The 23,730-nt window shown below is 54.7% G+C and carries 25 protein-coding genes; 18 read left to right on the forward strand and 7 right to left on the reverse strand.

The window, feature by feature from the left end; genetic code table 11:
- Nucleotides 1-11 precede the first annotated feature (11 nt).
- Nucleotides 12-881, reverse strand: a complete 870-nt coding sequence (locus HY282_18770; protein ID MBI3805801.1) for a TrmB family transcriptional regulator — start codon at nucleotides 879-881, stop codon at nucleotides 12-14.
- Nucleotides 882-1,212: 331 nt separating this feature from the next.
- Between HY282_18770 and HY282_18775 the strand changes: the two genes are divergently transcribed.
- From HY282_18775 to HY282_18795, 5 genes are all read left to right on the forward strand, one after another.
- Nucleotides 1,213-1,782 carry a hypothetical protein gene (locus tag HY282_18775; GenBank protein MBI3805802.1) on the forward strand — a complete coding sequence of 190 codons (570 nt, stop codon included), beginning with the start codon at nucleotides 1,213-1,215 and terminating at the stop codon, nucleotides 1,780-1,782.
- A 372-nt stretch (nucleotides 1,783-2,154) separates the two neighbouring features.
- Entirely contained in the window at nucleotides 2,155-2,301 is a 147-nt protein-coding gene (locus HY282_18780; protein MBI3805803.1) for a hypothetical protein, read from the forward strand.
- Nucleotides 2,302-2,317: 16 nt separating this feature from the next.
- Nucleotides 2,318-2,824 carry a hypothetical protein gene (locus HY282_18785; GenBank protein MBI3805804.1) on the forward strand — a complete coding sequence of 169 codons (507 nt, stop codon included), beginning with the start codon at nucleotides 2,318-2,320 and terminating at the stop codon, nucleotides 2,822-2,824.
- A gap of 177 nt (nucleotides 2,825-3,001) precedes the next feature.
- Nucleotides 3,002-3,991: an SUMF1/EgtB/PvdO family nonheme iron enzyme gene (locus HY282_18790; GenBank protein MBI3805805.1), complete on the forward strand. Its 990-nt coding sequence runs from the start codon at nucleotides 3,002-3,004 to the stop codon at nucleotides 3,989-3,991.
- A gap of 51 nt (nucleotides 3,992-4,042) precedes the next feature.
- Complete coding sequence (locus tag HY282_18795; protein ID MBI3805806.1) at nucleotides 4,043-4,492, forward strand: hypothetical protein; 450 nt, start codon at nucleotides 4,043-4,045, stop codon at nucleotides 4,490-4,492.
- A 22-nt stretch (nucleotides 4,493-4,514) separates the two neighbouring features.
- On the opposite strand, the gene HY282_18800 is transcribed toward HY282_18795, so the two are convergent.
- From HY282_18800 to HY282_18825, 6 genes are all read right to left on the reverse strand, one after another.
- Nucleotides 4,515-4,928, reverse strand: a complete 414-nt coding sequence (locus tag HY282_18800; protein ID MBI3805807.1) for a DsrE family protein — start codon at nucleotides 4,926-4,928, stop codon at nucleotides 4,515-4,517.
- 1 nt (nucleotide 4,929) lies between these two features.
- Nucleotides 4,930-5,190: a hypothetical protein gene (locus tag HY282_18805; protein MBI3805808.1), complete on the reverse strand. Its 261-nt coding sequence runs from the start codon at nucleotides 5,188-5,190 to the stop codon at nucleotides 4,930-4,932.
- An 82-nt stretch (nucleotides 5,191-5,272) separates the two neighbouring features.
- On the reverse strand, nucleotides 5,273-5,659 hold the full coding sequence (locus HY282_18810) for a DsrE family protein (GenBank protein ID MBI3805809.1): 387 nt from the start codon (nucleotides 5,657-5,659) through the stop codon (nucleotides 5,273-5,275).
- Nucleotides 5,660-5,682: 23 nt separating this feature from the next.
- Entirely contained in the window at nucleotides 5,683-6,129 is a 447-nt protein-coding gene (locus HY282_18815) for a DsrE family protein (GenBank protein ID MBI3805810.1), read from the reverse strand.
- 29 nt (nucleotides 6,130-6,158) lie between these two features.
- Nucleotides 6,159-6,485, reverse strand: coding sequence for a DsrE family protein (locus HY282_18820; protein ID MBI3805811.1), 327 nt, complete (start codon nucleotides 6,483-6,485; stop codon nucleotides 6,159-6,161).
- Nucleotides 6,486-6,747: 262 nt separating this feature from the next.
- Complete coding sequence (locus HY282_18825) at nucleotides 6,748-8,208, reverse strand: sigma-54-dependent Fis family transcriptional regulator (protein ID MBI3805812.1); 1,461 nt, start codon at nucleotides 8,206-8,208, stop codon at nucleotides 6,748-6,750.
- 539 nt (nucleotides 8,209-8,747) lie between these two features.
- Here HY282_18825 and HY282_18830 point away from each other — a divergent pair.
- The 13 genes from HY282_18830 to HY282_18890 all read left to right on the forward strand — a co-directional run bounded on the left by HY282_18830 (nucleotide 8,748) and on the right by HY282_18890 (nucleotide 23,702).
- Nucleotides 8,748-9,641, forward strand: a complete 894-nt coding sequence (locus tag HY282_18830; GenBank protein MBI3805813.1) for a MinD/ParA family protein — start codon at nucleotides 8,748-8,750, stop codon at nucleotides 9,639-9,641.
- Nucleotides 9,642-9,651: 10 nt separating this feature from the next.
- Nucleotides 9,652-10,395, forward strand: coding sequence for a FliA/WhiG family RNA polymerase sigma factor (locus HY282_18835; protein MBI3805814.1), 744 nt, complete (start codon nucleotides 9,652-9,654; stop codon nucleotides 10,393-10,395).
- A gap of 60 nt (nucleotides 10,396-10,455) precedes the next feature.
- Nucleotides 10,456-12,738 carry a chemotaxis protein CheW gene (locus HY282_18840; GenBank protein MBI3805815.1) on the forward strand — a complete coding sequence of 761 codons (2,283 nt, stop codon included), beginning with the start codon at nucleotides 10,456-10,458 and terminating at the stop codon, nucleotides 12,736-12,738.
- Between the two features lie 174 nt (nucleotides 12,739-12,912).
- On the forward strand, nucleotides 12,913-13,362 hold the full coding sequence (locus HY282_18845; protein ID MBI3805816.1) for a chemotaxis protein CheW: 450 nt from the start codon (nucleotides 12,913-12,915) through the stop codon (nucleotides 13,360-13,362).
- Nucleotides 13,363-13,440: 78 nt separating this feature from the next.
- A complete protein-coding gene (locus HY282_18850) occupies nucleotides 13,441-14,574 on the forward strand; it encodes a hypothetical protein (protein MBI3805817.1) in 1,134 nt (377 codons plus the stop codon).
- Nucleotides 14,575-14,674: 100 nt separating this feature from the next.
- Nucleotides 14,675-15,118 (forward strand): phosphate ABC transporter substrate-binding protein, encoded by a 444-nt coding sequence (locus HY282_18855; GenBank protein MBI3805818.1) that lies wholly within the window; start codon nucleotides 14,675-14,677, stop codon nucleotides 15,116-15,118.
- Nucleotides 15,119-15,788: 670 nt separating this feature from the next.
- A complete protein-coding gene (locus HY282_18860) occupies nucleotides 15,789-16,712 on the forward strand; it encodes a methyl-accepting chemotaxis protein (GenBank protein ID MBI3805819.1) in 924 nt (307 codons plus the stop codon).
- A gap of 62 nt (nucleotides 16,713-16,774) precedes the next feature.
- A complete protein-coding gene (locus tag HY282_18865) occupies nucleotides 16,775-18,460 on the forward strand; it encodes a methyl-accepting chemotaxis protein (GenBank protein ID MBI3805820.1) in 1,686 nt (561 codons plus the stop codon).
- A gap of 76 nt (nucleotides 18,461-18,536) precedes the next feature.
- Nucleotides 18,537-20,066 (forward strand): methyl-accepting chemotaxis protein, encoded by a 1,530-nt coding sequence (locus tag HY282_18870; GenBank protein ID MBI3805821.1) that lies wholly within the window; start codon nucleotides 18,537-18,539, stop codon nucleotides 20,064-20,066.
- Between the two features lie 43 nt (nucleotides 20,067-20,109).
- On the forward strand, nucleotides 20,110-21,204 hold the full coding sequence (locus HY282_18875) for a methyl-accepting chemotaxis protein (protein ID MBI3805822.1): 1,095 nt from the start codon (nucleotides 20,110-20,112) through the stop codon (nucleotides 21,202-21,204).
- 176 nt (nucleotides 21,205-21,380) lie between these two features.
- Nucleotides 21,381-21,728, forward strand: coding sequence for a response regulator (locus HY282_18880; protein ID MBI3805823.1), 348 nt, complete (start codon nucleotides 21,381-21,383; stop codon nucleotides 21,726-21,728).
- The gene (locus tag HY282_18885) at nucleotides 21,721-22,806 is read left to right on the forward strand and encodes a chemotaxis response regulator protein-glutamate methylesterase (protein MBI3805824.1); all 1,086 of its coding nucleotides are present in this window, start codon (nucleotides 21,721-21,723) and stop codon (nucleotides 22,804-22,806) included. The genes HY282_18880 and HY282_18885 overlap by 8 nt, the downstream gene beginning before the upstream one ends.
- The gene (locus tag HY282_18890) at nucleotides 22,806-23,702 is read left to right on the forward strand and encodes a protein-glutamate O-methyltransferase CheR (protein MBI3805825.1); all 897 of its coding nucleotides are present in this window, start codon (nucleotides 22,806-22,808) and stop codon (nucleotides 23,700-23,702) included. Before HY282_18885 ends, HY282_18890 begins: the two co-directional genes overlap by 1 nt.
- Nucleotides 23,703-23,730: the final 28 nt, after the last annotated feature.

Genomic DNA, 23,730 nt, shown 5'->3' on the forward strand with positions numbered 1-23,730 from the left:
AGCTTGAACTCCTAAGAAATCACCTCGTCATGCAACACGTCACGCAGCTTCACGTATTTCTCGCCGAATTTTTTGATCAGCTCTTTTTCAAAACGGCTGATGATCTTGGCGATGTAAATATCATGTTTGACATAATCTTCCGCGATCATCGTGAACCCTTTGTTCCGGCTCCAGGCCCCTTCGGTTCGCCCCTCGCGGCCGATGTTCCCCATCAAGACCTCTTGGGAGTCGACGACCAGGACCAGGGCGCGTCCCTGTTTCTCCGAGTAGAGGGTGTCTTCGATCGGGTGGTAATAGACCTGCCCGACGCTGATCTTCGGGGGGCCGAAGTGGACCAGGGCGATCTGAACGCCCCGCTCCTCGGCGGCGCGAAGCGGCCCTTCCAGCAAAGCGAGCTCGTCGTTCCAGAGGGAGAGAAGGGCGACCCTCTGGGTCGCCTCAATCATCTGATGGGCCTTCTCCAGCAGGCGGTCGTGGTCGACGATGTTCCAAACATAGCTCGCCTCTTTGTTCCCATTCATCCCGTTAAGGACGCCGCGCAGCGACTGAACGGTCTTCTGGACGCCGTGCTGATATTCGGCGAGAAATTCGTCGGGATGCTGCGGGATATAGCGCTTCGTTTTGCCGTTTTCCTCCTCGACCGTCAGGATCATCCCCTTCTCCTTCAGCTTGCTGAGAACCTCATAGATCTTCGAGGAGGGAACGCCCGAATCTTTTCCGATCTCGTAGGCGGTCGAGGGGTTTTTCTGAACCAGCGCGAGATACGATTTTGCTTCATATTCCGAAAATCCGATCTCGGACAATCGGTCAATGATCTCTTTTGTTTTTAATGTCTTCAAGACGATTCCGACCTCCGGGGGCGGGCGGTCTGTATAAACCATCACTACTTTGGTAGTGAGCAGAAACTGATTCCTCTACGTATCATGCAGGCGAATCGGTTGTCAAGCAGAAAACTAACCTTTGCCATCTGTAGCCTCAGAATCAAATATTTGCCTTCTTTCCTGGCTTCCTGTATATCTGAAGCTTGGGGGAGAGTTCGATTCCAAGGAATATTTTATTTTATTAGTTTGACGCGATTTCCAATATGTTGAACAGAAACCTGAGCCTGGCCGATATGATTCCTCCGAAAGCATTCTCGACCGGTCCAGTTGAGAGATCCAAAGGTTAAAGAATAGATGATACCCTCCCCTGGAGGGTGACCGATGACGAACGGTGGCTTGTCAGACAATGACGGCTGATAAATTACTGGTCATTAAATTCTTCAAAACAAAGGGTATAGAGGCTCGTCACTTTCCCAAGAAATCAGCGGGCAAACAAGCCGATTTTGAACTGTATTTAGGAAGTCAGATCTTTGGATATTGTGAACTCAAATCAATTCTCGATTATAAATTTTCCGGTTTAATCAATGACCCGACATATAACAAGGTTCAAAGTAAGATCCATCAGGCGGCGAACCAATTCCGCTCGGTCAATCCTAACCATCTGAATCCGAATATCCTCTTTTTCATCAATCACCGGGAGCGTGTTGGCTGGCAAGACTTGTGGTATGTTCTTACTGGCGAAGTGACACCCCCAGATCAAAGATCCGAACCAATTGATACTCGATACTTATCTAGGCTCTTGAGAAATGACGATCTCGCAATTGTCGACTATTTCATTTGGGCAGACACCTTTGGAACAAACATTAAGTTTTTTATTGTCGCTGATTCAGCGTTCAGCGCTGAATTAAGGGGAAAGATCAGTTCAAAAGAATATGAAAAAATTAATATTCGAGAACTTTAATAAAATAAAGGCCATTTGGTTTTTGTTTTTTTTGTGGAGATGGCAGAAAAGTACTGACTTAACAACGTTTAAACGGCCTTTAAATATTCTTTAAGACAGTTCTCAAACCTCTGTTCGCATTCCTATTTCTCTTCCTGAGTTCTCAATTCTAATATTCCGGCCCTTCCGACAGAAAAGATTCTTTCCTCAAGTATTCCCGTGAGTTCCCGCCTTTTCCTGTATTCTCCCGCTTTTCTCTATTTCTCTGTCCCTTCACACCTATCCCTTTCGCCAACAAAAGTTTGCCTTTCCCCCCGGCTTCCTGTATATCCAAAGCGACTCATACGGAGGGCGCGGTCTGAGCGGTATTTTTCAAGGCACCCATTGGAGCAGATGGATCAGAAAGATTGTCTCGGAGGGGATCTTCATCATCTTCCTTCTTTCCTGCTGGCAGGGGAGGGGGTCGGCTCAAGAAAACTGGTCGGCCTCCGACTATGGCTGGCTCTTGGCGGGGGGGGCGTCGGCGTTTGTGCTGCATGAGAGCGCCCACGCGCTCATGGCGGAGTCGCTTGGGTACGGTGTTCGGATTGAATCGCGTCGCAAGCCGATTCCGTTCGTCGTCGTCAAATATGATCTCGTCGCCATCAAGGACAGCAGGGGGGAGATCGAATACCTTGACGAAAATGGACAGCCTATTCCCGAAGGGGCCGACAAGCGATTTGCCATCGCGTCGGCAGGGATTAACAGCCAGAACATCACCTCAGAGCTGATCCTGACGCTCGATCCTGAAATTCGGGAGGAGCCGCGGCCTTTTTTGAAGGGGGTGTTGGCGTTTAATATCATCACCTCGATCGGCTATGCCCTGGTCGGGCGCAAAGATCCCGATGGCGATCTGCGCGGAATGGCGGAGTCGCTCGGAGTCAAAGACCGGTGGGTCGGGGCGCTCGTTTTCTTGCCGGCGGCGGTCGATGCCTACCGCTACTTCTACCCCGATTCGCGCTGGGCCCCCTGGGTGAGCCGCGGATCGAAGGCTTATTTATTGGGGCTGGCGCTGCGGTTCTAAATCCGTTCCTAGCCCTCTAGGTAGGATAGGGAGGTCCTGACTCGCCTGATCGTCCTTCCCGAAGCGCCCGAAGCAGTCATTGGGAATCCCGCATCGTTCCCTCTTTGGCGTTCCTGCATCATCCGGCTCAATCGCCGGCCTACCCTCCTCTTCCGAAATATGCTATGATCTGCCGCCATGAAACGGAAAGGATTTAATCTTCTTTTTGCATTGCTTCTGATTTTGGGAACGGGGTTTCTCCTCCTCGGTTCTACCTCCGGTCAGACGGTCGGGCCGAATCTCTCCGATCCCGCTTCGCGGAAGGAGTGCCGTCTCTGCCACAAGGGGCCCTCCCGGCATCAGATCGACGACTCTCGTGAGCCATGGTGCGCCAACTGTCATCAACTCCACCAGCTCGTAGACGTTCTCGGGTTAGAAGCGTACCGTCAGCGTGCGGTCCGCGCGGTGGAGGCGCCGAAGAAAGAAGAGATCATCGCGCAGAAGATGGTTTTAATCCCGGCGGGTGATTTCATCATGGGGGAAGATTTCTTCAAGAAGAACGCCGGCCCGCGCCACACCGTCCACCTCGACGATTACTATATCGACCAGTATGACGTCACGAACGCGCATTACAAGCGCTTCGTCGATGCGACCCATCGAACCCCTCCTTCCCATTGGAAGGACGATCAATATCCGCCGGGAAAGGCGAATCATCCGGTGACGTTTGTGAACTGGTTTGATGCCGACGCCTACTGCAAATGGGAGGGGAAGCACCTTCCCTCGGAGCAAGAGTGGGAGAAGGCGGCGCGGGGGAGCGATGGAAGGATGTTTCCGTGGGGAGCGAAGTACGAGGCGAAGCGGGCAAACGTGCCGATGGAAGAGATCAAAGACACGACGCCGGTGAACGCTTTCCCCGACGGCCGAAGTCCCTATGGCGTCTATGATATGTCGGGCAACGTCTTTCAGTGGACCTCGGATTGGTTTCTTCCCTATCCTGGGAATAATGTTCCTCACCCGAATTATGGAGAGAAGCTCAAGGTGCTGCGGGGGGGATCGTTCTTCGATTGCAGCTATTACAAATGCGGCCTCTCTTTCCAGACCTTCAATCGGATCTCGTTGGCGCCGGCGACCAAGGCGATCTCCGCCGGGTTCCGCTGTGCCAAGCCGGCAAAAGAGATCAAACCGTAAAGAAAAAAAAGAGACCGTCGTTTCCTCTACTTCCTGCTTGCCGGATTCTCAATGGCCCGAAAAGGAGTTGACCTGATCGCCCTGTTTTATCTGTTGACGGCGGTGGCCTGCTTTCTTCCTTATTTTCAATATGGGGATGGGCTGCTGCTCGGATCGGGTCTGGTTTATGCGATTCCGTTTCTGACGGTCGGGGTCGGGTTGGGATTAAGGCGGGATTGGGGCCAAAAGCTCGCGGTGCTTCTCTCGCCGCTTTCGATCTTGGTCGTGATTCCCCTTTTATTCAGAGAGAAATTGACCTTTGTCTATGCCCTTCCTTGGGTCTCGGTCACCTATCCTTCCTCCTCGGCATTTGAATTTCGGGGATGTTTCGGGTTTCTGATCGCCGGCCATTTTCTGTCGCTGATTTATTTGTTGCGGGAAACGGTCAAGGCTCAGTTCCAGCCCAAAGTCATCGTTTCCATTAAAAGATCGACTAAAAGATCGGCGCAGAGAATTCGTTAAGAATGGGGAGGGGGTGTGAGGCTCAGAAGGTGAGGATCATGTCGGCGTCGTCCATCTCCTCAAGGAGGAAAGAGGTGAGACCGCGCGGCTCGTCGATTTCGGGGATGAGGTCGTCTTGGGCCATCCCAATGAGCGCCATCGAGGAGGTGCAGGTATAGAGTTTTACATCTCCTTGTGATTTGACCTCTCGAATCGCTTTCTGGAGGTCGACCATTCCGGTCGCCTCGTAGTTCTTTTTCAACTCGTTCTCGACGCCGGCATAAACGTCGGAAAGGTTAAGGTCGGAGATCTTTTTCTTGGAGAGTTTGTAGACCGCCTCGTCCCGGAAGAAAATCCGGACCGACATCTCGCAGACGGCCGCGGCCATCACCATCGTCAGGACCGTCACGAAGTTGTTGTGGGTCCCCCGGGTGACAATGATCGCCATCTTTTTCATTTCATTGACTCTGAGGTTTTTGGGGAGGCGGGGCCGGGGTGAGCCCTCCCTTTTCGATGAAGATCTTTACGAGGCCGTCGACATCTTCCACTTTTACGATCGGATGTTTGAACTTCTGCGTCCAGGCGGCGATTTCACGGTGCTGAAACCGGTTTCCATGGACTTCCAGAATCGCTCCCTTTTCCATCGTCGCCAGGGTGGTGCGGATTACCCCCAGGCTTCGACAATCGATCGGGTTGAAGTATTCGGTGACGTTTAACACTTTTGCGACGTGAATATCCATTCAATACAAGGTGGACAAGCCGGCCGACGGTCCGGGAACCGGGGCCGCCGGCCGGGAGACGTTACCATACCATGAAGGAATCGTGCTCTTCGAGCAGGCGAACGGAGTCATCTTCGGAGATGACCTCGATTCCTTGGACCAGATCTTCCTTGTTGATGCCGCGCATCTTCATGTCTTCGGAGACGGCGCGGATCTTCGCGCCATGCTCGATCATGAAGGTCATGACCTTTTCCGGGGAGGTTTCATGGAGCATGATGTCTTGCCCGGCGATCTTGACGTTGACCTGTTGGTTCTTCACGCCATAGGTTACCGCCGAATCGCGGAGCAGCACATTCACCTCGACCGGGGTGTCGGAGACGCCGAGGGCGGTGGCGAAGACATGCGGATCGACCGGCTCAAAACTGAGATAGATCGGCTTTTCGAAGACAACCAGCACCTTATTGGCCATCTATAACCTCCGTTCAGTTCAAATTATCGATAAGTCGGGATGCAGATCACCCGGTCGGCCGCCTTGACGAATTTCCAGAGATCACCGAGGGTGCCGACGATTGAGCCCCCCATCTGGTGTTTCTCGACGCCGCGCTCTTGCACGCAAAGGATGCATGAGACCCAGTCGAGCTTCGCACCGTGAAGTCCCGCGCGGATCATCTGATCGATGAACCGGCCGATGTTCGGATGTTTTTCGCCAAGGACTTTTTGGAGCGATCCGGGCTCGTTGTGATCGATCTGATCTTTATTGGTCAGTGTGACCGCTTCCTCAAAGGCCCAGACGTTCACATCGACCCCGCGCTGCAGGAGTTTTTCAACCAGTCGAAGCACGGTGGTGGGAGCCTCGCGTTGATAAGAGCCGGTTGCCAGAACGATCGCAACCCGTTTTACTTTTGCCGGAGCGCTGCTCGGCGTCGTTTCAGTGGCCATGGGGGTCCTCCTAAATTCCAGGTGACGTGTTAGTACCAGATGACCTTGTCCGATCCTTCCGTGATGAGGTCGGCGAGCTGATCGACATTCGATTGAGAGATCCCGTCGGCCAGCTGGGCCACCCCGCGCGCCTTGCAGGAGATGTCATCCACCAAGACCTTGGCGCCCCGTTTTGAAAGATCGGTTAAATTCTTCGCGATATCTCCTCCCTTTCGAGCGGCGATGACACCGTTCTCAATGAGGAAGAGGGTCACATCATTTCCATCTTCCTTTAATTTTCCGGCAACCTTTTGAATATAACGGCCGTTGGTGTATTCGGTTAAATCACGGCTGTCAACGATCAGATAACGCGCCATAGGTTTCCTCCTTCGTCCGCTGCGCTCACTATAAAAACGATACCTTTCTCTTGAGTTTCAGTAGGGGAAGTATGATGGCCGGGCCAGGACGATCCCACCAGAAAACGTCCACAATACGCTTAGGAGTGGTGATCAGGTGACTATATCGAACGGTTTCCGGACTTGTCAAGCGGTTTCCTCCCGCGGGGATGCGGGAGAGAGGCGCGGGGACGATATAGATCGGGCTGAGCGTTTAATGAAGGAGGGGAGGGGTCGACGTTCGTTAAACGATGTCGGTGTTCGCGGCAGAGAGGGTTTCCGGATCCCGATCGGAGCCGGGCTCGGCTGGGACCGCCTCCAAGCGGTTGGAGGTTTGCGCCCAGCGGCGTTTCAGTTTCTCGACCAAGGTGGTCCGGTTCATCTTGAGGAGCTGGGCCGCCCGGTTCTTGACCCCGTTCGCCCTTAACAAGGCTTGCTGAAGGAGCTGGTTTTCGAATTCGGAGACGAGCTCGGAAAAGTTGGCCCCTTCTTCCGGCAACTCAAATTGGAAGAGGAGATGGCGCTCTTCCGATTTGGTCAGCTTATCGGGAAGGTCCGACGGCTGAATGTATCCTTCTTGCTTGAGGGTAATAATTCGTTCGATCAGATTTTCCAGCTCACGGATATTTCCCGGCCAGGGGTACTCCATCAACAGCTTCTCGGCGTCGGGAGAGATCCCCTCGATCTTTTGTTGCTTCTTCCCGTTAAAATGGTGAATGAAATGATCGACCAGCAGGGGGATATCCTCCTTCCGCTCACGGAGGGGAGGAATATTGATCGGGATGACATTCAGACGGTAGAAAAGGTCTTTTCGAAAACGCTTCTCGTCGACGGCGCGCTCCAAGTCTTGATTGGTCGCGGCGATGATGCGGACGTCGACATGGATCGTCTTGGTCCCACCGACCCGCTCGAACGAGCGCTCTTGAAGGACCCGGAGGAGTTTCACTTGAAGGGGCAGGGGAAGCTCGCTGATCTCATCGAGGAAGAGCGTTCCGCCATGGGCCAGCTCAAAGCGCCCAATTCGAGAGGCCACCGCACCGGTGAACGCCCCTTTTTCGTGACCGAAGAGCTCACTCTCCAAAAGCGACTCGGGAATCGCGCCGCAGTTGACCGGGATCAGCGGCTTGTCTTTTCGAGCGCTGTTGCCGTGGAGCGACTTGGCGACGACCTCTTTCCCGGTTCCGCTCTCTCCCTGAATCAAAACGGTGCTGTCGCTGTTGGCCACCCGGTCGATTAATCCATAAAGGCGTTGCATCAAGGGACTCTGGCCGACCATGTTCTCGAACCGATACTTCTCCCGAACGATCTTCTGCAAGAGAGAGTTCTCTTGCTTCAATCGGTGATACTCCAGCGCATTTTTCACCAAAGTGAGAATGGCGTCGAGCTGAAACGGTTTTTCAATAAAGTCGAACGCGCCTGCCTTCATCGCCTTTACGGAGAGCTCCACCGTTCCGAAGCCGGTCAAAATGATACAGATCGCATGGGGGTTTATTTTTTTGATCGCTTGCAGGGTGTCGATACCGACCATGCCGGGGAGATGATGATCGATCAAATAGAGGTGAAACGGCGCCTCTGTCGCCAGCGCGACCGCCTGAGGACCGTCCGAGGCGTTTTCGGTTTGATATCCGTTCCGGGTCAGGAGGTCCGATAAGATCGTACGAATGGACGGGTCATCCTCGACGATGAGAATCCGATCAGCGCTCACATCTTCTCCGATTACGACAAGGAGTGTTATTCCGGGGTAGTGTTATTCCTGTAAAGAATCAAGACTGTAATATGTTAAAGATCATAACAGACTTTTTTCATCTGTCAATGATCGAAGCCGTTTCGTTCTGTCCGGATAACGGAAGATTCGCTCGATCCAACCGCCATCGTTTCGATCCATCAAAAGAGCACGCTCCTGAAAAGAGCACGCCCCTGCCCGTCGTTCGAATATGTCACGATATACGTCAACGGTATGACATTACCCCCGCCATTTTTGACGCCCCTTCGAATCGGCAATCGTGCAACGTCGGAAAACGCCTCTATATAAAGGAACAAGAGGAATGGATGCGATGATCGCCGACCGGTCCGGTCCGGTTGATCGGTAGGCATGAACATTGCTTTGTAGTATATAGATTTATACCTTTATAGAGTAAAGTCCTGAGAGAGGGATGCGTTTGACAGTCAGAGCCGGAAGCGGACCGCCGCTCAAAACGGGCCTTAAAGGCCCCTTCATCTTATCGGCTTTTCAAGGGAACTCGGATGGATCAGGTGAATAAAGTCCGAGGGTGGGGCCATTCCTCTTCCAGCCCCGCTCAGCCGAGGGTGATGGCGGTGACGAGCGGCAAAGGAGGGGTCGGAAAGACCAATGTCGTCGCGAATCTCGCGATCGCTTTGTCTCGGCTGGGGCAGCGCGTTCTCATCCTCGATGCCGACCTGGGTCTCGGGAATATCGATGTTCTCTTCGGAATCATCCCCCCGTATACCCTGGAGCATGTTCTTCGCGGGCAGAAGTCCGTTTCCGAGGTCATGACCCGCGGTCCGGAGGGAATTTGGATCCTTCCGACGAGTTCCGGGATGGAAGATCTGACACAGCTGACCTCCGAGCAGAAGCTGATTCTGCTCTCCGAGCTCGATCGTCTGGAGCAGGAGATCGACGTTTTTCTAATCGATACCGCCACCGGAATCTCCTCCAACGTCACCTATTTTAATACCGTTGCCCAAGAGATCGTTGTCGTGACCACCCCGGAGCCGACCTCCCTTACCGATGCCTATGCGTTAATGAAAGTTCTCTCCCGTCAGCACGGAGAAAAAAGATTTAACCTGCTGGTCAACATGGCCAATAACGAGCAGGAGGCGACTGATCTTTTTCGGAAGCTCAGCCGGGTCGCCGATCAATTTCTCGGTGTGGCCGTGGAATACATCGGGTCGATTCCGCACGACGCGTATCTTCCGATGGCGGTCTGCCAGCAAAAAGCGGTTGTCGAGCGCTATCCGAATGCGCGGTCGAGCCTTCGATTCAGGGAGCTTGCAAGAGAAGTGATTCAGCGACCGGTCAGCGAGCTTCCCAAGGGAAACGTTCAATTCCTCTGGAAGACGGTCGTCTCTCGGAATGCAGAGGGTACTTCCTGTGTGGAAAAGAGGCTGGAGGACTAACGAGAAGAAAATGTCAAAGCGTCTAACCGCGCCGCGGATCGAGACGGCGAAGATGGAAAAGTTAATCGAGGAGTTTGCACCGGTCATCCGCTTCCTGGCGCAGCGGCTCGTCTTTCGTCTTCCTCCCACGCTCGATGTCGAAGATCTCATTCATGCCGGCATCATCGGGCTCATGGACGCGTTCGAAAAATATGACCCTTCGAGAGAAGCGCAGTTTAAGACATACGCGGAATTTCGAATCCGGGGCGCCATGCTTGATGAAATTCGGTCGCTCGATTGGATTCCACGCTCGGTTCGTGAAAAGGTCGCGCTCTTCGAGAAGACATGCAGCCGCCTGACAAAAGAATATGGCCATCCTCCCAGCGAGGCCGAGATGGCGGCCGCACTCGAAATGGATGCAAAGACGTTCGGTGCCTTTCTCCTGAGCGCGAAGGCGATTACCCTGCTGCGCTTGGAAGATTTTGCATTGGGCGAAACGGACGAGCGGCGTTTGATCGAGTCGGTTGCCGACCCCCGCGCCGAAAACCCGCTCTCTTCCCTTCTCGCCCAGGGGATGCGGGAGCGATTGATTGAGGCGATGGACCGGCTCCCTCAAAAAGAGAGGCAGGTCATCTCTCTTTATTATTTTGAGGAGTTGACGATGAAGGAGATCGGGCTGGTCTTGCATGTGACGGAATCGCGGGTCTGTCAGCTTCACGCGCAAGCGATTGTAAAGCTGAAGGGGGCGTTGGCGGAGGCAAAGAACAAGTCATAAGCGGCCGGTTGGGATGAGATCGGACGTTTTCAGCGAGAGGCAGGCCGGAGGTGAAAATCGATGGATGAACAGGAAAGCATCCTCAGAGAGTTTCTGATTGAGTGCGCGGAGGGTCTCGGACGGCTCGATCAGGAATTTGTCGCCCTTGAAAAAGATCCGACGAACGCCGGACTCCTGGCGAGCATCTTTCGAACGGTCCATACGATTAAGGGGACCTGCGGGTTCCTTGCGCTGCCGAAGCTGGAGAATGTCGCCCACGGCGCGGAAAACATCCTGGTTCGAATGCGGGACAGAAAAATCCCAGTGACGCCGGAAGGGGTCACTCTCCTTCTGGAGGCGGTTGATGCCATCAAAGAGATTTTGGCGCATATCGAAGCAACATTGCATGAGCCTGAAAAAAACTATGATGCCATCCGGCGGAAGTTGGATGCCTTCCTGAGCGACGCCCCCCCTCTGCCGCCGAGCGAAACAGACGGTCCGTCCCCGGCGCCGTCCGCTCCGGCTCCCAAGAGAAAAGGAAAGGGGAAAAGCAAAACGGAACCGGCCCCCAAAGCCGCACCCCCCGTCGCGACGCCTCCTCCTGCGCCGCCGACGGGCGGGGGAGGGGAGGGGAAGACGGGGGAGGAGACGGAAACGGCGTCAACCTCCTCCAAGGGTTTCTCAGCTGCGGAATCGACCCTCCGCGTCGACGTCGGTCTGCTCGACAAATTGATGAACTTGGTGAGCGAGCTTGTCCTGGTTCGTAATCAATTGCTTCAGCGGACCCGGGATCGGGAGAACGCCGCCGATACCGCCATTGCGCAGCGGATGAACCTGATTACCACACAGCTTCAAGAGAGTGTGACGCGGACGCGGATGCAGCCGATCCGAAACGTCTGGAACCAATTTCCCAGGGTCGTCAGAGACCTGGCCCGTGCGCATGGCAAAGAGGTGGAGCTGGTGATGGAAGGGGCCGAGACCGAGCTCGATAAAACGCTCCTGGAGGCGATTAAAGATCCGCTGACACACATTGTCCGTAATGCGATCGACCATGGGCTCGAGGCGCCGGATGTCCGGAGTGAGCAGGGTAAAAATCCGAAAGGGACCCTGGCGCTGAAGGCTTATCACGAAGGAGGACAAATTAACATCGAGATCCGGGACGATGGCGGCGGCATCCATGTCGACCGGGTCAAACGCAAAGCGGTCGAGAAGGGATTGATCTCCGCCGATGCGGCAGCCGGTCTGTCGCCGACGGAGGCGCTGAATCTGATCTTCCTGCCGGGACTTTCAACCGCCGAGAAGGTCACCCACGTCTCCGGACGGGGGGTTGGGATGGATGTCGTTCGGAACAATATCGAGAAGATCAGCGGCACGATTGAGATTGAAAGCGAGAGTGGCCGAGGTACGCTTCTCAAACTGAAGATCCCACTGACCCTTGCCATCATCCCTGCGTTGATGGTCCAGGCCGGTCAAGACCTTTTTGCAATCCCCCAGGCGAATCTCATTGAGCTGGTTCGGGTCGATGTCGAAGCGGGAGAGCGGGTTGAAGTGATTCATGGCGCCGAGTTCTACCGGCTGCGCGGGGTGCTCCTTCCCCTTCTCCGCCTCAGCCGCCTCCTTCGGTTACAAAAAGGCGCCTGCGAAGCGGCGCTGGCCGAAGAGACGAATATTGTCGTCCTCGGAAGCGGCGGGAACTCGTTCGGGCTCGTGGTCGATGAGGTGAGCGATCGGGAGGAGATCGTCGTAAAACCGCTGAGCCGTCAGCTCAAAGGGCTGATGGTCTTCGCCGGTGCGACGATCCTCGGGAATGGGACCGTCGCGTTGATCCTTGACGTCTCCGGAATCGCCGAAGCAGGCGGCATCCATCAGATGGCGGCCGGAGCGGAGCTGAAGGGCGAGTTAAAGGAAGAAGAGGCGCCCTCCATTACGGAGGAGACCCTCCTTCTCTTTTCCCTTTCCGGTCAAGATCGGTATGCCATTCCACTCTCGGCGGTCGCGCGACTCGAAGAGTTTCAAGCGGCGAAGGTGGAACATGCGGCGGGACGGGAGGTCGTGCAATACCGGGGCGATTTGTTGCCGCTGATTCATTTGGACCGCCTGATCGAGGGAGCGGTTTCATCAAATGGGAAGGAGACCCTCCCGGCGATCATTTTTTCGAAAAATCATAAAAGCATCGGTCTGGTCGTCGGGCAGATCCTCGATACCGTCAATGAGGAGATTCTTCTTCACCCTCCTCCTCAGGGCAAGACGGGGGTTCAAGGATCGCTCGTGATTCAAGGGATGACGACCGATCTCCTCGCCATCGATCAGATCATCGAAAGTGTCGAGCCGGGATGGCTGAAGGAAGAAGCACGGGTCGGTTGACCGCAGGCAATACAGCGACAAGCGATTGAAGGATAAAAGATGTCTGAAGAAAAATCCGAAGCGGAAAAAGAGCTAATATCGCGCGGCGCACAACGCCGCAGGGTCCGCCTGGATCTCCCCGATGAAATGGAGCGGAGAAAGACCAAGGCCGACCGGCGCCGCGAAAATAACGCGATGTATGCCACCTTTTTTATCGAAGATCACTTCTTCGGGGTCGAGGTGGAGAATGTCCAGGAGGTCTTCACTGCGCCGGCGATTACGTCGGTCCCCTTGGCCCCTTCGATCATCGCCGGATTGATTAACCTGCGCGGCGAGATTGTGACCACGATCGACTTGCGTGTTCGGCTCGGTTTCTCTCCTCGGGCGGCCGGAGTTGAAGCAATGAGCGTGGTCGTCCGCACATTGGAAGGTCCGGTTAATTTTCTGGTCGATCAGATCGGGGATGTGATCGAGGTGTTGCCGAGCCTCTTTGAGCCTCCTCCTGAAACGGTCGATGCCCAGCTCGCCTCGGTGCTCGACGGCGTCTACAAACTCGAAGACCGGATTTTTCTCGCATTGAACACGGAAGCGGTGATTAAAGGGGTCGGCCCGTCGCCGAGTGAGATTCTTTCGAAATCGCCTTAGCGAGGGAAGGTCCTGATACGAACGAGTAATAAGAAAGCCGAATAGGGAGATCACAACAGTTAACCAGGAGGAACCAGAATGATAACCATCCAGTCGATGAAAGAGAAATACCGGTCGAAGCCAGTGTGGGGGTGGAGTGCGATTGTTCTCATTGGGCTTTGGATAGGAGGATTGTCCGTCGCAGCGACGGTCTCCGCCGAGAACTTGGAATCGAACCTCTCGGTCCACGGTTACCTCACGCAGGCTTATGCCAACTCTCACGGCGGGCAGATCTTGGGCATTCCGGACGACGGAACAACCGACTACCGGACGGCGGCCCTGCAATTCCGCTATAAAATGCCCGGCGACGACACTTTCGTCCTACAGCTCAGTCATGAGCGGATAGGGAAGAGTGTCCTCCAAACAGTAAAACCCGATGTTCATATGGACTGGGTCTATTATCAACACCAGCTGCTCGATTCCGTGGTTGTGAAAATCGGAAAGATTCCGATTCCACATGGGATCTACAACGAAGTACTGGATGTCGGCACGATCCTTCCATTTTATCGTCCTCCGAGCCAAATGTATGGTGAATCGGCCTTCTCCAGCGAAACGGTCGATGGTGCTGAGATTTCCCATACGCTGCAAATCGGCGACTGGGAACTCCGGACCGATATCTACGGTGGAGAGTGGGACTTCGATTATATTATCGATGGGGTCATCACCCCCGTTCGATCCAAGAATGCCCTCGGGGGACAACTTTGGTTACAGACGCCGATGGAAGGTGTCAGAGTGGGCGTGGGCGGCTACCGTTCAACCGATTCGGGGGTTCCTCTTCTGGCCCCGGGCGCCAAAATGACCCGAATGGATTGGCGTGCGTCATTCGATGCGGACCTTGAGCATTTTGTTGTACAGGCGGAGTATATGTATAGCGACTCCAAGACCGATAAGTTTGATGCTTATTACTTATTGGCTGGCATTAAGCTCTTTAATAAGCTTCGGTTGAACGGAATGGTCGAAATTGCAGATCTCGATCTTCCAGGATTCAAAGACAATATTAGTCTTTCAAAGGACTATGCCGTTGGAGTGAATTATGCGTTTCGTCCCAATGTCGTCGTGAAAGTCGAACAGCATTGGTTGAAAACGCTCAACATTGAGGATCCTGTTGCTCACATCGACGGCGACCCGGTCCGGGCGCAGTACTATATCGTGAGCCTTTCAACCAGCTTCTGAGAAGAAGTGGATGGGAATGACCCTGCTTGGGCCATTTCCGCCTCAACCTTCGTTCTGAGGCGGGTGTCTTCCACACTTCTAATGAGGAGATGAAAAGGAGATGAGCATAAAAAATAGATCTATTTTGATATTGCTGGTTGTCTTGCCTTTAATTGTCCCACTCATTGCGGCGGGGGAGATGTCGGTCAAAATCATCGTCAATGCATCGAATCCGGCCTCGATGATGAAGAAGGCACAAATTTCTAATTTCTTTTTGAAGAAGGCAGGCACTTGGGAAAACGGCCATAAAGTTCTTCCGGTCGACCAGGTGGAGTCCTCTTCTGTGAGAAAGGCCTTTTCGGAGCAGGTGCACGGAAAAGACGTCCACCAGATTGTCAGCTATTGGCAGAAGCAGATCTTTTCCGGCCGTGAGGTGCCCCCCGTCGAAAAAGACTCTGACCGAGAGGTCCTTGCTTATGTTCGGGACAATACCGATGCGATCGGATATGTCTCCGACGGCGCCGCCGTCGGAGAGGGTATAAAGGTCGTCAAAGTGCTCGACTGACGTCGAGGAAGGAGGGGGTGTGTTTAACCACCTGAAATTTACCCATAAGATTGTTCTGATGCCATTATTGGCAACGGTCGCGTTTCTCCTCATTTTATTGTTTACTCAAATGGGGCGCAATGCCGATGAGGATGTTATGACGCGGATCGAGAACGACTACTTTCCGGCCCTGGAGTTGAGCCGCGATTTAGAAGCAGTCCTTTCCGACATTCAGCGGAATCTTCAAGACGCGGTCGCAGCCGCCGACATGGAGATGGTTAATAAAGCGGATACCCTTCGAGACATTTTTTTGAGGCATCTTCAAGAAGGAAAAGAGAAGGTTCAATCGGCCAAGGCATTCACAAATCTGGAGGAGCCCTTTACCCAGTATTATGCCATCGCACATGAGGCGACGGTAAGGATGATCCGGAAGGAAAAGGGAGACAACAATCTTGTGGGTGTCTTGGAGCGGATGCAGGGACTCTATAACCAGGTCCATGGGGAGCTGGAAACGCTCACGGCCAAATGGAAAAAAGATATGAAAGAGACGTTCTATGTGGGGCGTGCCAATCAAAAAAAGGCGGCGAATGCGTTTGCCGTGATCTTTCTTATTGTCTTTGTCTGCATCTTCCTGCTCGGCGTCTTGTCATTCGTGGTGATCCGCTCTGTAAAGAACCAGGTTGAACAGGCGATGACGGTCACCAATCAATTGGCCCAGGGAGATTTAACCGGACGAGTCGCGCTCCGAATACGGGATGAAATCGGTCAAATCGGAGAGGCAATCAATCGGGCCATTGATCGAATGGGGGGGAGTATCAAAGGAATCTCCGTCAGTGCCGACGTCCTTTCGCAGTCTTCTGCGAATCTGGTTGCAGTCAGCCAGCAGATGAGCGGGAATGCCGAAGAGACGGCGGGGCAGGCGAATGTCGTCTCCACCACGGCGGAGGAGGTAAGCCGAAACCTGCAGTCAGTCTCTTCGGCGGTGGAGGAGATGAACATCAGTATTCGTGAAATCGCGCAAAATGCGCGGGAAGCGGCTCAGGTCGGAAACCGGGCGGTCTCGCTGGCGGAGGGAACCCACGGCAAGATTGGAAAATTGGGGGAGAGCAGCAATGAAATCGGCGATGTCATTAAAGTGATCACCGCCATTGCCCAGCAGACGAACCTTCTCTCATTGAATGCGGCGATTGAAGCGGCGCGGGCCGGCGAGGCCGGAAAAGGATTTGTCGTCGTGGCGAATGAAGTCAAAGAGCTTGCCAAGAAGACCGGCAAGGCCACCGAAGAAATCGGAAGAAAAATTGAATTGATTCAAAACGACACGAAGGAGGCGGTCGAAGCGATTAATCAAATCCGGACGATCATCAGTCAGATGAACGGCATTCAGACCTCGATCGCCGGATCGGTCGAACAGCAGACGATCACAACCAATGGGATCAGTGAGAGCGTTTCAGAGGCGGCAAAAGGGAGCTCGGACATCGCCAAGAGCATTCTCGGTATGGCGAATACCGCCAAGGGAACCTCCGTCGGTGCTGGCAATGCGAAAAAATCGGCGGAAGAGCTGGCCCGGATGGCCACGCAGCTGAAGGAGATCGTGGGGCGGTTCCGGTATGAGTAGCCGGTTGGACGGAATTCTGAAAGACCGGGCTCTCAATGAATAAGAGACGCTAAAAGGGTCCCATGAACTTCCGAACAGATGGGTCGATCGCCAAAAAGCTATATGGAATCATCGTGCTTTACTGTTCAATTGTCGTCGGCGTGTCGCTCTTCAGTTATCTCGGTATGACACTCCTTTCGGGAGTTCGTGCCTATGTCGGCGCGGAAGGGATCTGGTCAAAGCATCAGAAAGAGGGGGCCTATCATCTGGTTCGATATGCTGCAACACGGGACGAAGCGCACTATCAAGCTTATCTCAATGCTTTTGAGGTCATGCTTTCAGACAAGAAGGTCAGGTTGGAATTGGAAAAATCGGATCCCGATATGACATTGACCCTTCAGGGACTCGTCGGCGGAAAGGTGCACCCGGAGGATCACGCGACCATGATCTTCTTGTTCAGACGATTTCGCCATCTGGACTATCTCGATAAGGCGATCGGTATCTGGAGTGAAGGGGACCGTCTCATCTCCGAATTCCAAGACGTGGGGAAGACACTGCATCGCGAGATCTCTTCGGGCGGAGCCTCTGCCGCCGCGGTCGATGCCGCGCTGACCCATCTCGATCTCATTAATGAGAACTTAAGCCGTCTGGAAGAGGACTTTTCCCGGACGTTGGGAGAAGCTTCCCGATGGCTCAAAGGATTGCTCCTGAAAATTGTCATTGGAGTTTCTGTTGTCTTTTTAGGGGTCGGTTTGGCGATTTCACTTTTCCTGTCCCACTCTATCGTCGAAAAGTTAAGACGCATTTCAGCGGTTGCCGCCAGGGTCGCCTCCGGCGATCTGACTGTCCGAGGCGTGGTCGCCCAATCGGATGAAATCGGTCTATTCACGGCTGCGTTTAATAAGATGACTGAAAATCTGGAAAAGATGATCTCCCAGATCCGGGAGAAGGCGGTTCAGGTTTCGTCGGCTTCCGACGAAATGTCGGCTTCCGGCCAGCAGATGAGTGCCGGTTCGGAAAAGGCCGAGCAGTTGGTAAAAACCGTCTCGGTATCGACGGAGCAGGCTGATCGAAGCGTGCATGCCATCGCGACGGCCGCCCAGCAGATGTCGGCCACCCTAGGAGAGATTGCCAGGGAGGTTCAGAAAGCGACGGAGATGATCCTGGACGCGGTGAAAATGGCCGAGCGGACGAATCTAACCATCTTCCAGTTGAAAGATTCCAGCACGGAAATCGGCGATGTCGTCAAAGTCATCACCGCGATTGCACAGCAAACCAATCTCTTGGCATTGAATGCGGCGATTGAGGCGGCGCGGGCGGGAGAGGCGGGAAGAGGCTTTGCCGTGGTGGCGAACGAGGTGAAAGATCTGGCGAAGAAAACGGCCAATGCAACCGAAGAGATCGGTCGGAAGATCGCCATGATTCAGACCGATACGAAAGAGGCGGTCTCCGCCATCGGAGCGATCTCGGGGATCATCGGTCAGGTCAATGAGATTGCGACGACGATTGCAGGTGCCTTGGAGGAGCAGACGGCGACAACGAATGAGATCAGCCGCAATGTGACCGATACGGCGCGTGGGACGAGAGAAGTGACCCAAAATATCAGAGAGGTTGTGACTGCTGCAAAAAGTGCCGCAGAGGGAACGGCTCATGTGATGGCCGCCGCTCAAAGGCTCGCGATGCTGGGAAGTGAGCTCATGGCGATGGTCAGTCAATTCCGGATCGGCCATGGAATGGGAGAAAGCGGGACGCCGAACCATTGGAAATAGCGAAGGGAAATACGCCGCAGATACGGTTGCTTTGAGTGCGATCGTTAATGGGCAGGAGTGAGTCGATGGAGGACCAATGGCAGCGATGAAGAAAGGTGATCAAGCATCAGCGGGAATGAAGGAACGAATCGAAACCCTCCTCAACGAAAAAAAACAGGCCAACATGCGCGAAATCGATTCGCTCTTTGGCCGGCTGATGATCTTCCAATGGTTTGTCGGAATCGTTTTCGCTCTCTTGGTTTTTCCAAACCAGTGGCCGGAAGCGGCCCAGACCCAATATCCGCTCCTGCTCGCGATCGTCTTGGGAGGGGTATTCACGGGGATACCGCTCTTCCTGGCCCTCACCCAACCGGGTGAGGTGGTCACGCGGCATGCCATCGCCGTCGGTCAGATGCTGATGGGCGCCCTGTTAATTCACCTGTCGGGGGGACGGATCGAGACCCATTTTCATGTCTTTGGGTCCCTTGCTTTTATCGCATTTTACCGCGATTGGCCGTTGCTGATTTCAGCGACCGCCGTGGTGGCGCTCGATCATCTGATTAGGGGGATTTTCTTTCCTCATTCGGTATTCGGAATGGCGGCGGGAAGTGAATGGCGATGGCTGGAGCATGCGGCGTGGGTCGTTTTTGAAGATTTCATTCTGATCATCGCCTGCAGTCGAGGAATAGAGGAGATGCGAGACGGGGCCGAAAAACAGGCGTATCTGGAAGGGGTGATTGGAGCGGTTCGCGGAGAGGTCCACAGTCGGATCGCCGATTTGAATCATCAATCGGAAGAGCTGTCGGCGGCCGGGCTGAAGATGAGCGGAAATTCCGAGGAGACGGAGCGGTTGGCGAGCACCGTCTCTTCGGCGAGTGAACAGACGAGCCGCAATGTCCAGACGGTGGCCACTGCCGCCGAGGAGATGTCTGCCACGCTGAAGGAGATCGCCAAGAATGTGATTAAAGCCACCCAGATCACGAGCCAAGCGGTGCAGGTGGCAAGCACCACCAATCAGACGATCGGCAAGCTCGGGGAGAGCAGCGCGGAGATTGGGAAAGTGGTGAAGGTGATCACCGCGATTGCGCAGCAGACGAATCTGTTGGCGTTGAACGCGGCGATTGAGGCGGCGCGGGCGGGAGAGGCGGGAAAAGGATTCGCCGTGGTGGCCAACGAGGTCAAAGACCTCGCCAAGAAGACCGCCAAAGCCACCGAGGAGATCGGCCAGAAAATCGCCATGATTCAGACCGATACCAAAGAGGCGGTCTCCGCCATCGGAGAAATTTCCGAGGTAATCTCCCAAATCAACGAGATCGCCACCACGATTGCCGGAGCCTTGGAAGAGCAGACGGCGACAACGAATGAGATCAGCCGCTCGGTGTCGGAGGCGGCGAGGGGAACCGGCGAAGTCAGCCGAAGCATCACCGGGGTGGTCTCCGCCGCAAAGAGCACCGCCGAGGGAACGGCAGATATCCTGGCCGCTTCCAAGAATCTTTCCAAAATGAGCAGCGACCTGATGTCGGCGATCAGCAAATTCCGAATGAAGGCGGAGGGGGGCAGTCCGGGAAGCGGCGGGGAACCGCACCCCCCTGCCCCTCCGATGCGCCGTCTCGAAATGATTCCCTAGGAACCTAAAGAAAAATCAGCGGCTCTGTTCGACAACAACTTTTGTGCCTCGGTTTTCTGGGGCTGGTTCTCACGCTTCTGATCGGCGGGGTCGGTTAGCCGGCAATCTGACGGTTCGAAACGAGGTCGACCGGGCAGATGAAATTGGCCATTTGGCGGCGACCTTTAATCGAATGACCGAGCATCTTCACAGCCTGGTGGTTGAGATTCGGGATGGCGCATCACACGTTGCTTCGACTTCAGAAGAGTTGTCGGCTTCGAGTCAGCAGATGAGCGCGAACTCAGAGGAGACCGAGCGGTTGGCAAGCAATGTCTCTTCAGCGAGCGAGCAGACCAATCGCAACGTCCAGACGGTGGCCACTGCGGCCGAGGAGATGACCGCAACGCTTCAGGAGATTTCAAAAAATGTTCTGAAGGCCACCCAGATCACGAGTCAAGCGGTGCAGGTCGCAAGCACCACCACCCAAACCATCAGCATGCTCGGAGACTCCAGTGCGGAGATCGGGAAGGTCGTCAAAGTGATCACCGCCATTGTGCAGCAGACGAACCTGCTGGCGCTGAATGCGGCGATTGAAGCGGCCCGCGCGGGGGAAGCGGGAAAAGGCTTCGCTATGGTGGCCAACGAGGTTAAAGACCTCGCCAAGAAGACCGCCGTCGCGACCGAGGGGATCGCGGAAGAGATTCGGACGATCCAGACGGATACGAAAGCGGCGGTATCCGCCATCGGAGAAATCAGCGAGATCATTGCACAGATCAACGAGATTGCAACGACCATCGCGGGAGCGCTGGAGGAGCAGACGGCGACAACGAATGAAATCAGCCGCTCCGTGTCGGAGGCCGCAAAAGGAACGGGCCAGGTCAGCGGAAGCATCGCCGGGGTGGTCTCGGCCGCGAAGAGCACCGCCAAAGAAACGACAGATATTCTGGCAGCCTCTCAGCGTCTGGCGCGCATGGGAGCCGAGTTGATGAGCATGGTCGGTCAATTCCGGGTCGGACAAGAGGGAAGCGGGACCGCCGGCCCGATCGACCAGAAGAGGCAGGATCACCCTGCTGAGGACATCCCCGCGTTTTTACGAAAAGGGCCGGGCCGGCTTAATGCAAAAACTGAGGTAGATTCAGGAAGTAGATGTTTGAATTGACGGACCACACTTGTTTGTTACACTTAAGAACAATTGCTTCATGCCGGGGAGTTCTACAGAGAACTCGAGAACAGCGCGCGCGCCGGTTAAAAGGCGCATCTCCTGCGCATTCCAAATCCAGGTTGAAGTCATAGGGGGAATTCGTGAAGATACTCATCGTTGATGACTCGATTCCAATGCGGAGCGTGATGAGACAGATGCTCCAGCGGCTGGGACATCGTGCCATCGAAGCGGGAAACGGTAAGGAGGCGCTCGACCAACTCAATCACCATTCCGATGTCGGGGCAATCCTTCTCGATTGGAATATGCCGGAGATGGATGGGATGCAGTTTCTGGACACTTTCGGTCCCGGCCGCCAGGATAAACGACCGGCCGTCATCATCGTCTCAACGGAATCGGAGTTGAAGAAGATCATCCAGGCCATGGAGCGGGGAGCCGACGAATACATCATGAAGCCCTTTACCGAGGAAATCCTGGAAGAGAAACTGTCCATCTTAGGAATAGGGTCCGACCGGAATGAATGACCCGATTCGCGTCATGATCATCGATGACTCCTCGGTGGTGCGCCGCGCCGTCACGGAGGCGCTCTCGCACGATCCGGATATCTCCATTCTCGGAACGGCTTCCAATGGGAAGATTGCGCTTCAGCGGATTGTGCAGTGGAATCCCGAGGTGCTGGTGCTCGATTTGGAAATGCCGGAAACGGACGGTTTTGAGCTGCTTCGGGCGTTGCGGGTGGATTTTCCAAAAATCCGAACGATCATGTTCAGCAGCACAACACAGCGGGGGGCGGTTCAGACGATTGAAGCCCTCTCCTTGGGGGCAAGCGATTATGTCGCCAAGCCGACCGCGAGCCATCCGGGAGGGTACAGCGAGGCGGTCAAGCAGGTGGCGGCCGAGCTGATCCCGAAGATTAAGCAGTTCCGCCCCCAATCGACCTGGACCAAAGTCGTTCAGAAGGAGGCGCCGCCGAACGAGGAGTTCACCCCAGAGCGTCTTTTTCGCCCGACCGCTCAGACGATTAAGGTCGTTGCCATCGGCGTTTCTACGGGAGGGCCTGCAGCACTCTATAAGCTCATTCCCGAGTTGTCTCAAAACTTTCCCGTTCCGATCATCATCGTTCAGCATATGCCGCCGGTATTCACCCGAATGCTGGCAGAGCGACTGGACCAAGCAAGTGCCATCCGAGTTGTGGAAGCGACGGATGGAATGGTCATCGAGCCGGGGGGCGCTTACATTGCCCCCGGAAATTACCATATGACCGTTTGGCAAAGAGAGGGGAAAGCGGCGCTCGCGATGAACCAGGAGCCCCCGGTCAATTATTGTCGTCCCTCGGTCGATGTCCTGTTCCGATCGGTCGCAGAGGTCTATGGCGCCGATGCGCTCGGCATCGTGATGACGGGGATGGGCCAGGATGGGCTGGTGGGAGCGCGCGCGATGAAGGGGCGGGGCGCGGCCATCTTTGCACAAGATCAAGCGAGCAGCGTGGTTTGGGGGATGCCTTCATTCATTGTTCGGGAAGGCTTGGCCGACTCTGTCGTCTCATTGGATCGAATGAAAACGGCGATTGAGGGATGCCTTCAGAAGGGAGGCCCACACTGATGGTCTCCAAGGAATCTCTTACATTCATTTTTTCTCTCCTTCAAAAAGAGAGCGGTTTGATCTTGGATAGCTCGAAGACCTATCTGGTTGAAGCACGGCTGGAACCGATCGTTGCGGGAGCGGGACTTCCCTCGATCGACGCGCTCTGTCAGCATCTGCGGACCCATCCCGGCAGCCCGTTGCGGCAAAGCGTCGTTGACGCCATGGCGACGAATGAAACCTCCTTTTTCCGGGATATGATCCCCTTTGAAGTCGTCAAGAACGTGATTCTGCCGGGGTTGCTGACGACGAATCAAAAGAGCCGGCAGATCCGTATCTGGAGCGCGGCCTGTGCGACCGGACAGGAACCTTACTCCCTTGCGATGCTTCTCTGCACGATGAAGACGATGTTGGAAGGCTGGAAGGTGGAAATTCTGGCGACCGATCTCGTGGAGCGTGTTTTAGACCGGGCGCGTGCCGGTGTCTACTCACAATATGAAATCCAGCGCGGTCTTCCAGCACCCTATATGACCCGCTTTTTTGAACAGACCGATTCCAACTGGAGGGTCAAAGTCGAGGTCAAAAAATGGATCGAATTCCGTCAGCTAAACCTCCTCTCTGATTTCAGGTTCCTCGGTCCGTTCGACATCATCTTCTGCCGAAACATTCTCATTTATCTGGACCTGCCGTTGAAGAAAGCGATTTTGGAACGGATGGCCGATTGTCTCACTCCAAACGGCATGCTCTTTCTCGGCGGAGGAGAGACCTCTCTCGGCATCACCGATATTTTTACCCGGACGGAAGTCGACCGGGCTGTTTATTACAAAAAGAACGATGGCCACTCGAGCCGCCCCCTCTCCTTACGGCCGGAAGTGCTCGGTAAGGGGGATGGGACATCCTTCCAAAGAAAACAATAGAAAGCGGAAGCATATGAAAAAAGGAGCG

The organism is Candidatus Manganitrophaceae bacterium (assembly GCA_016200325.1).
Taxonomy (GTDB): domain Bacteria; phylum Nitrospirota; class Nitrospiria; order SBBL01; family Manganitrophaceae; genus Manganitrophus.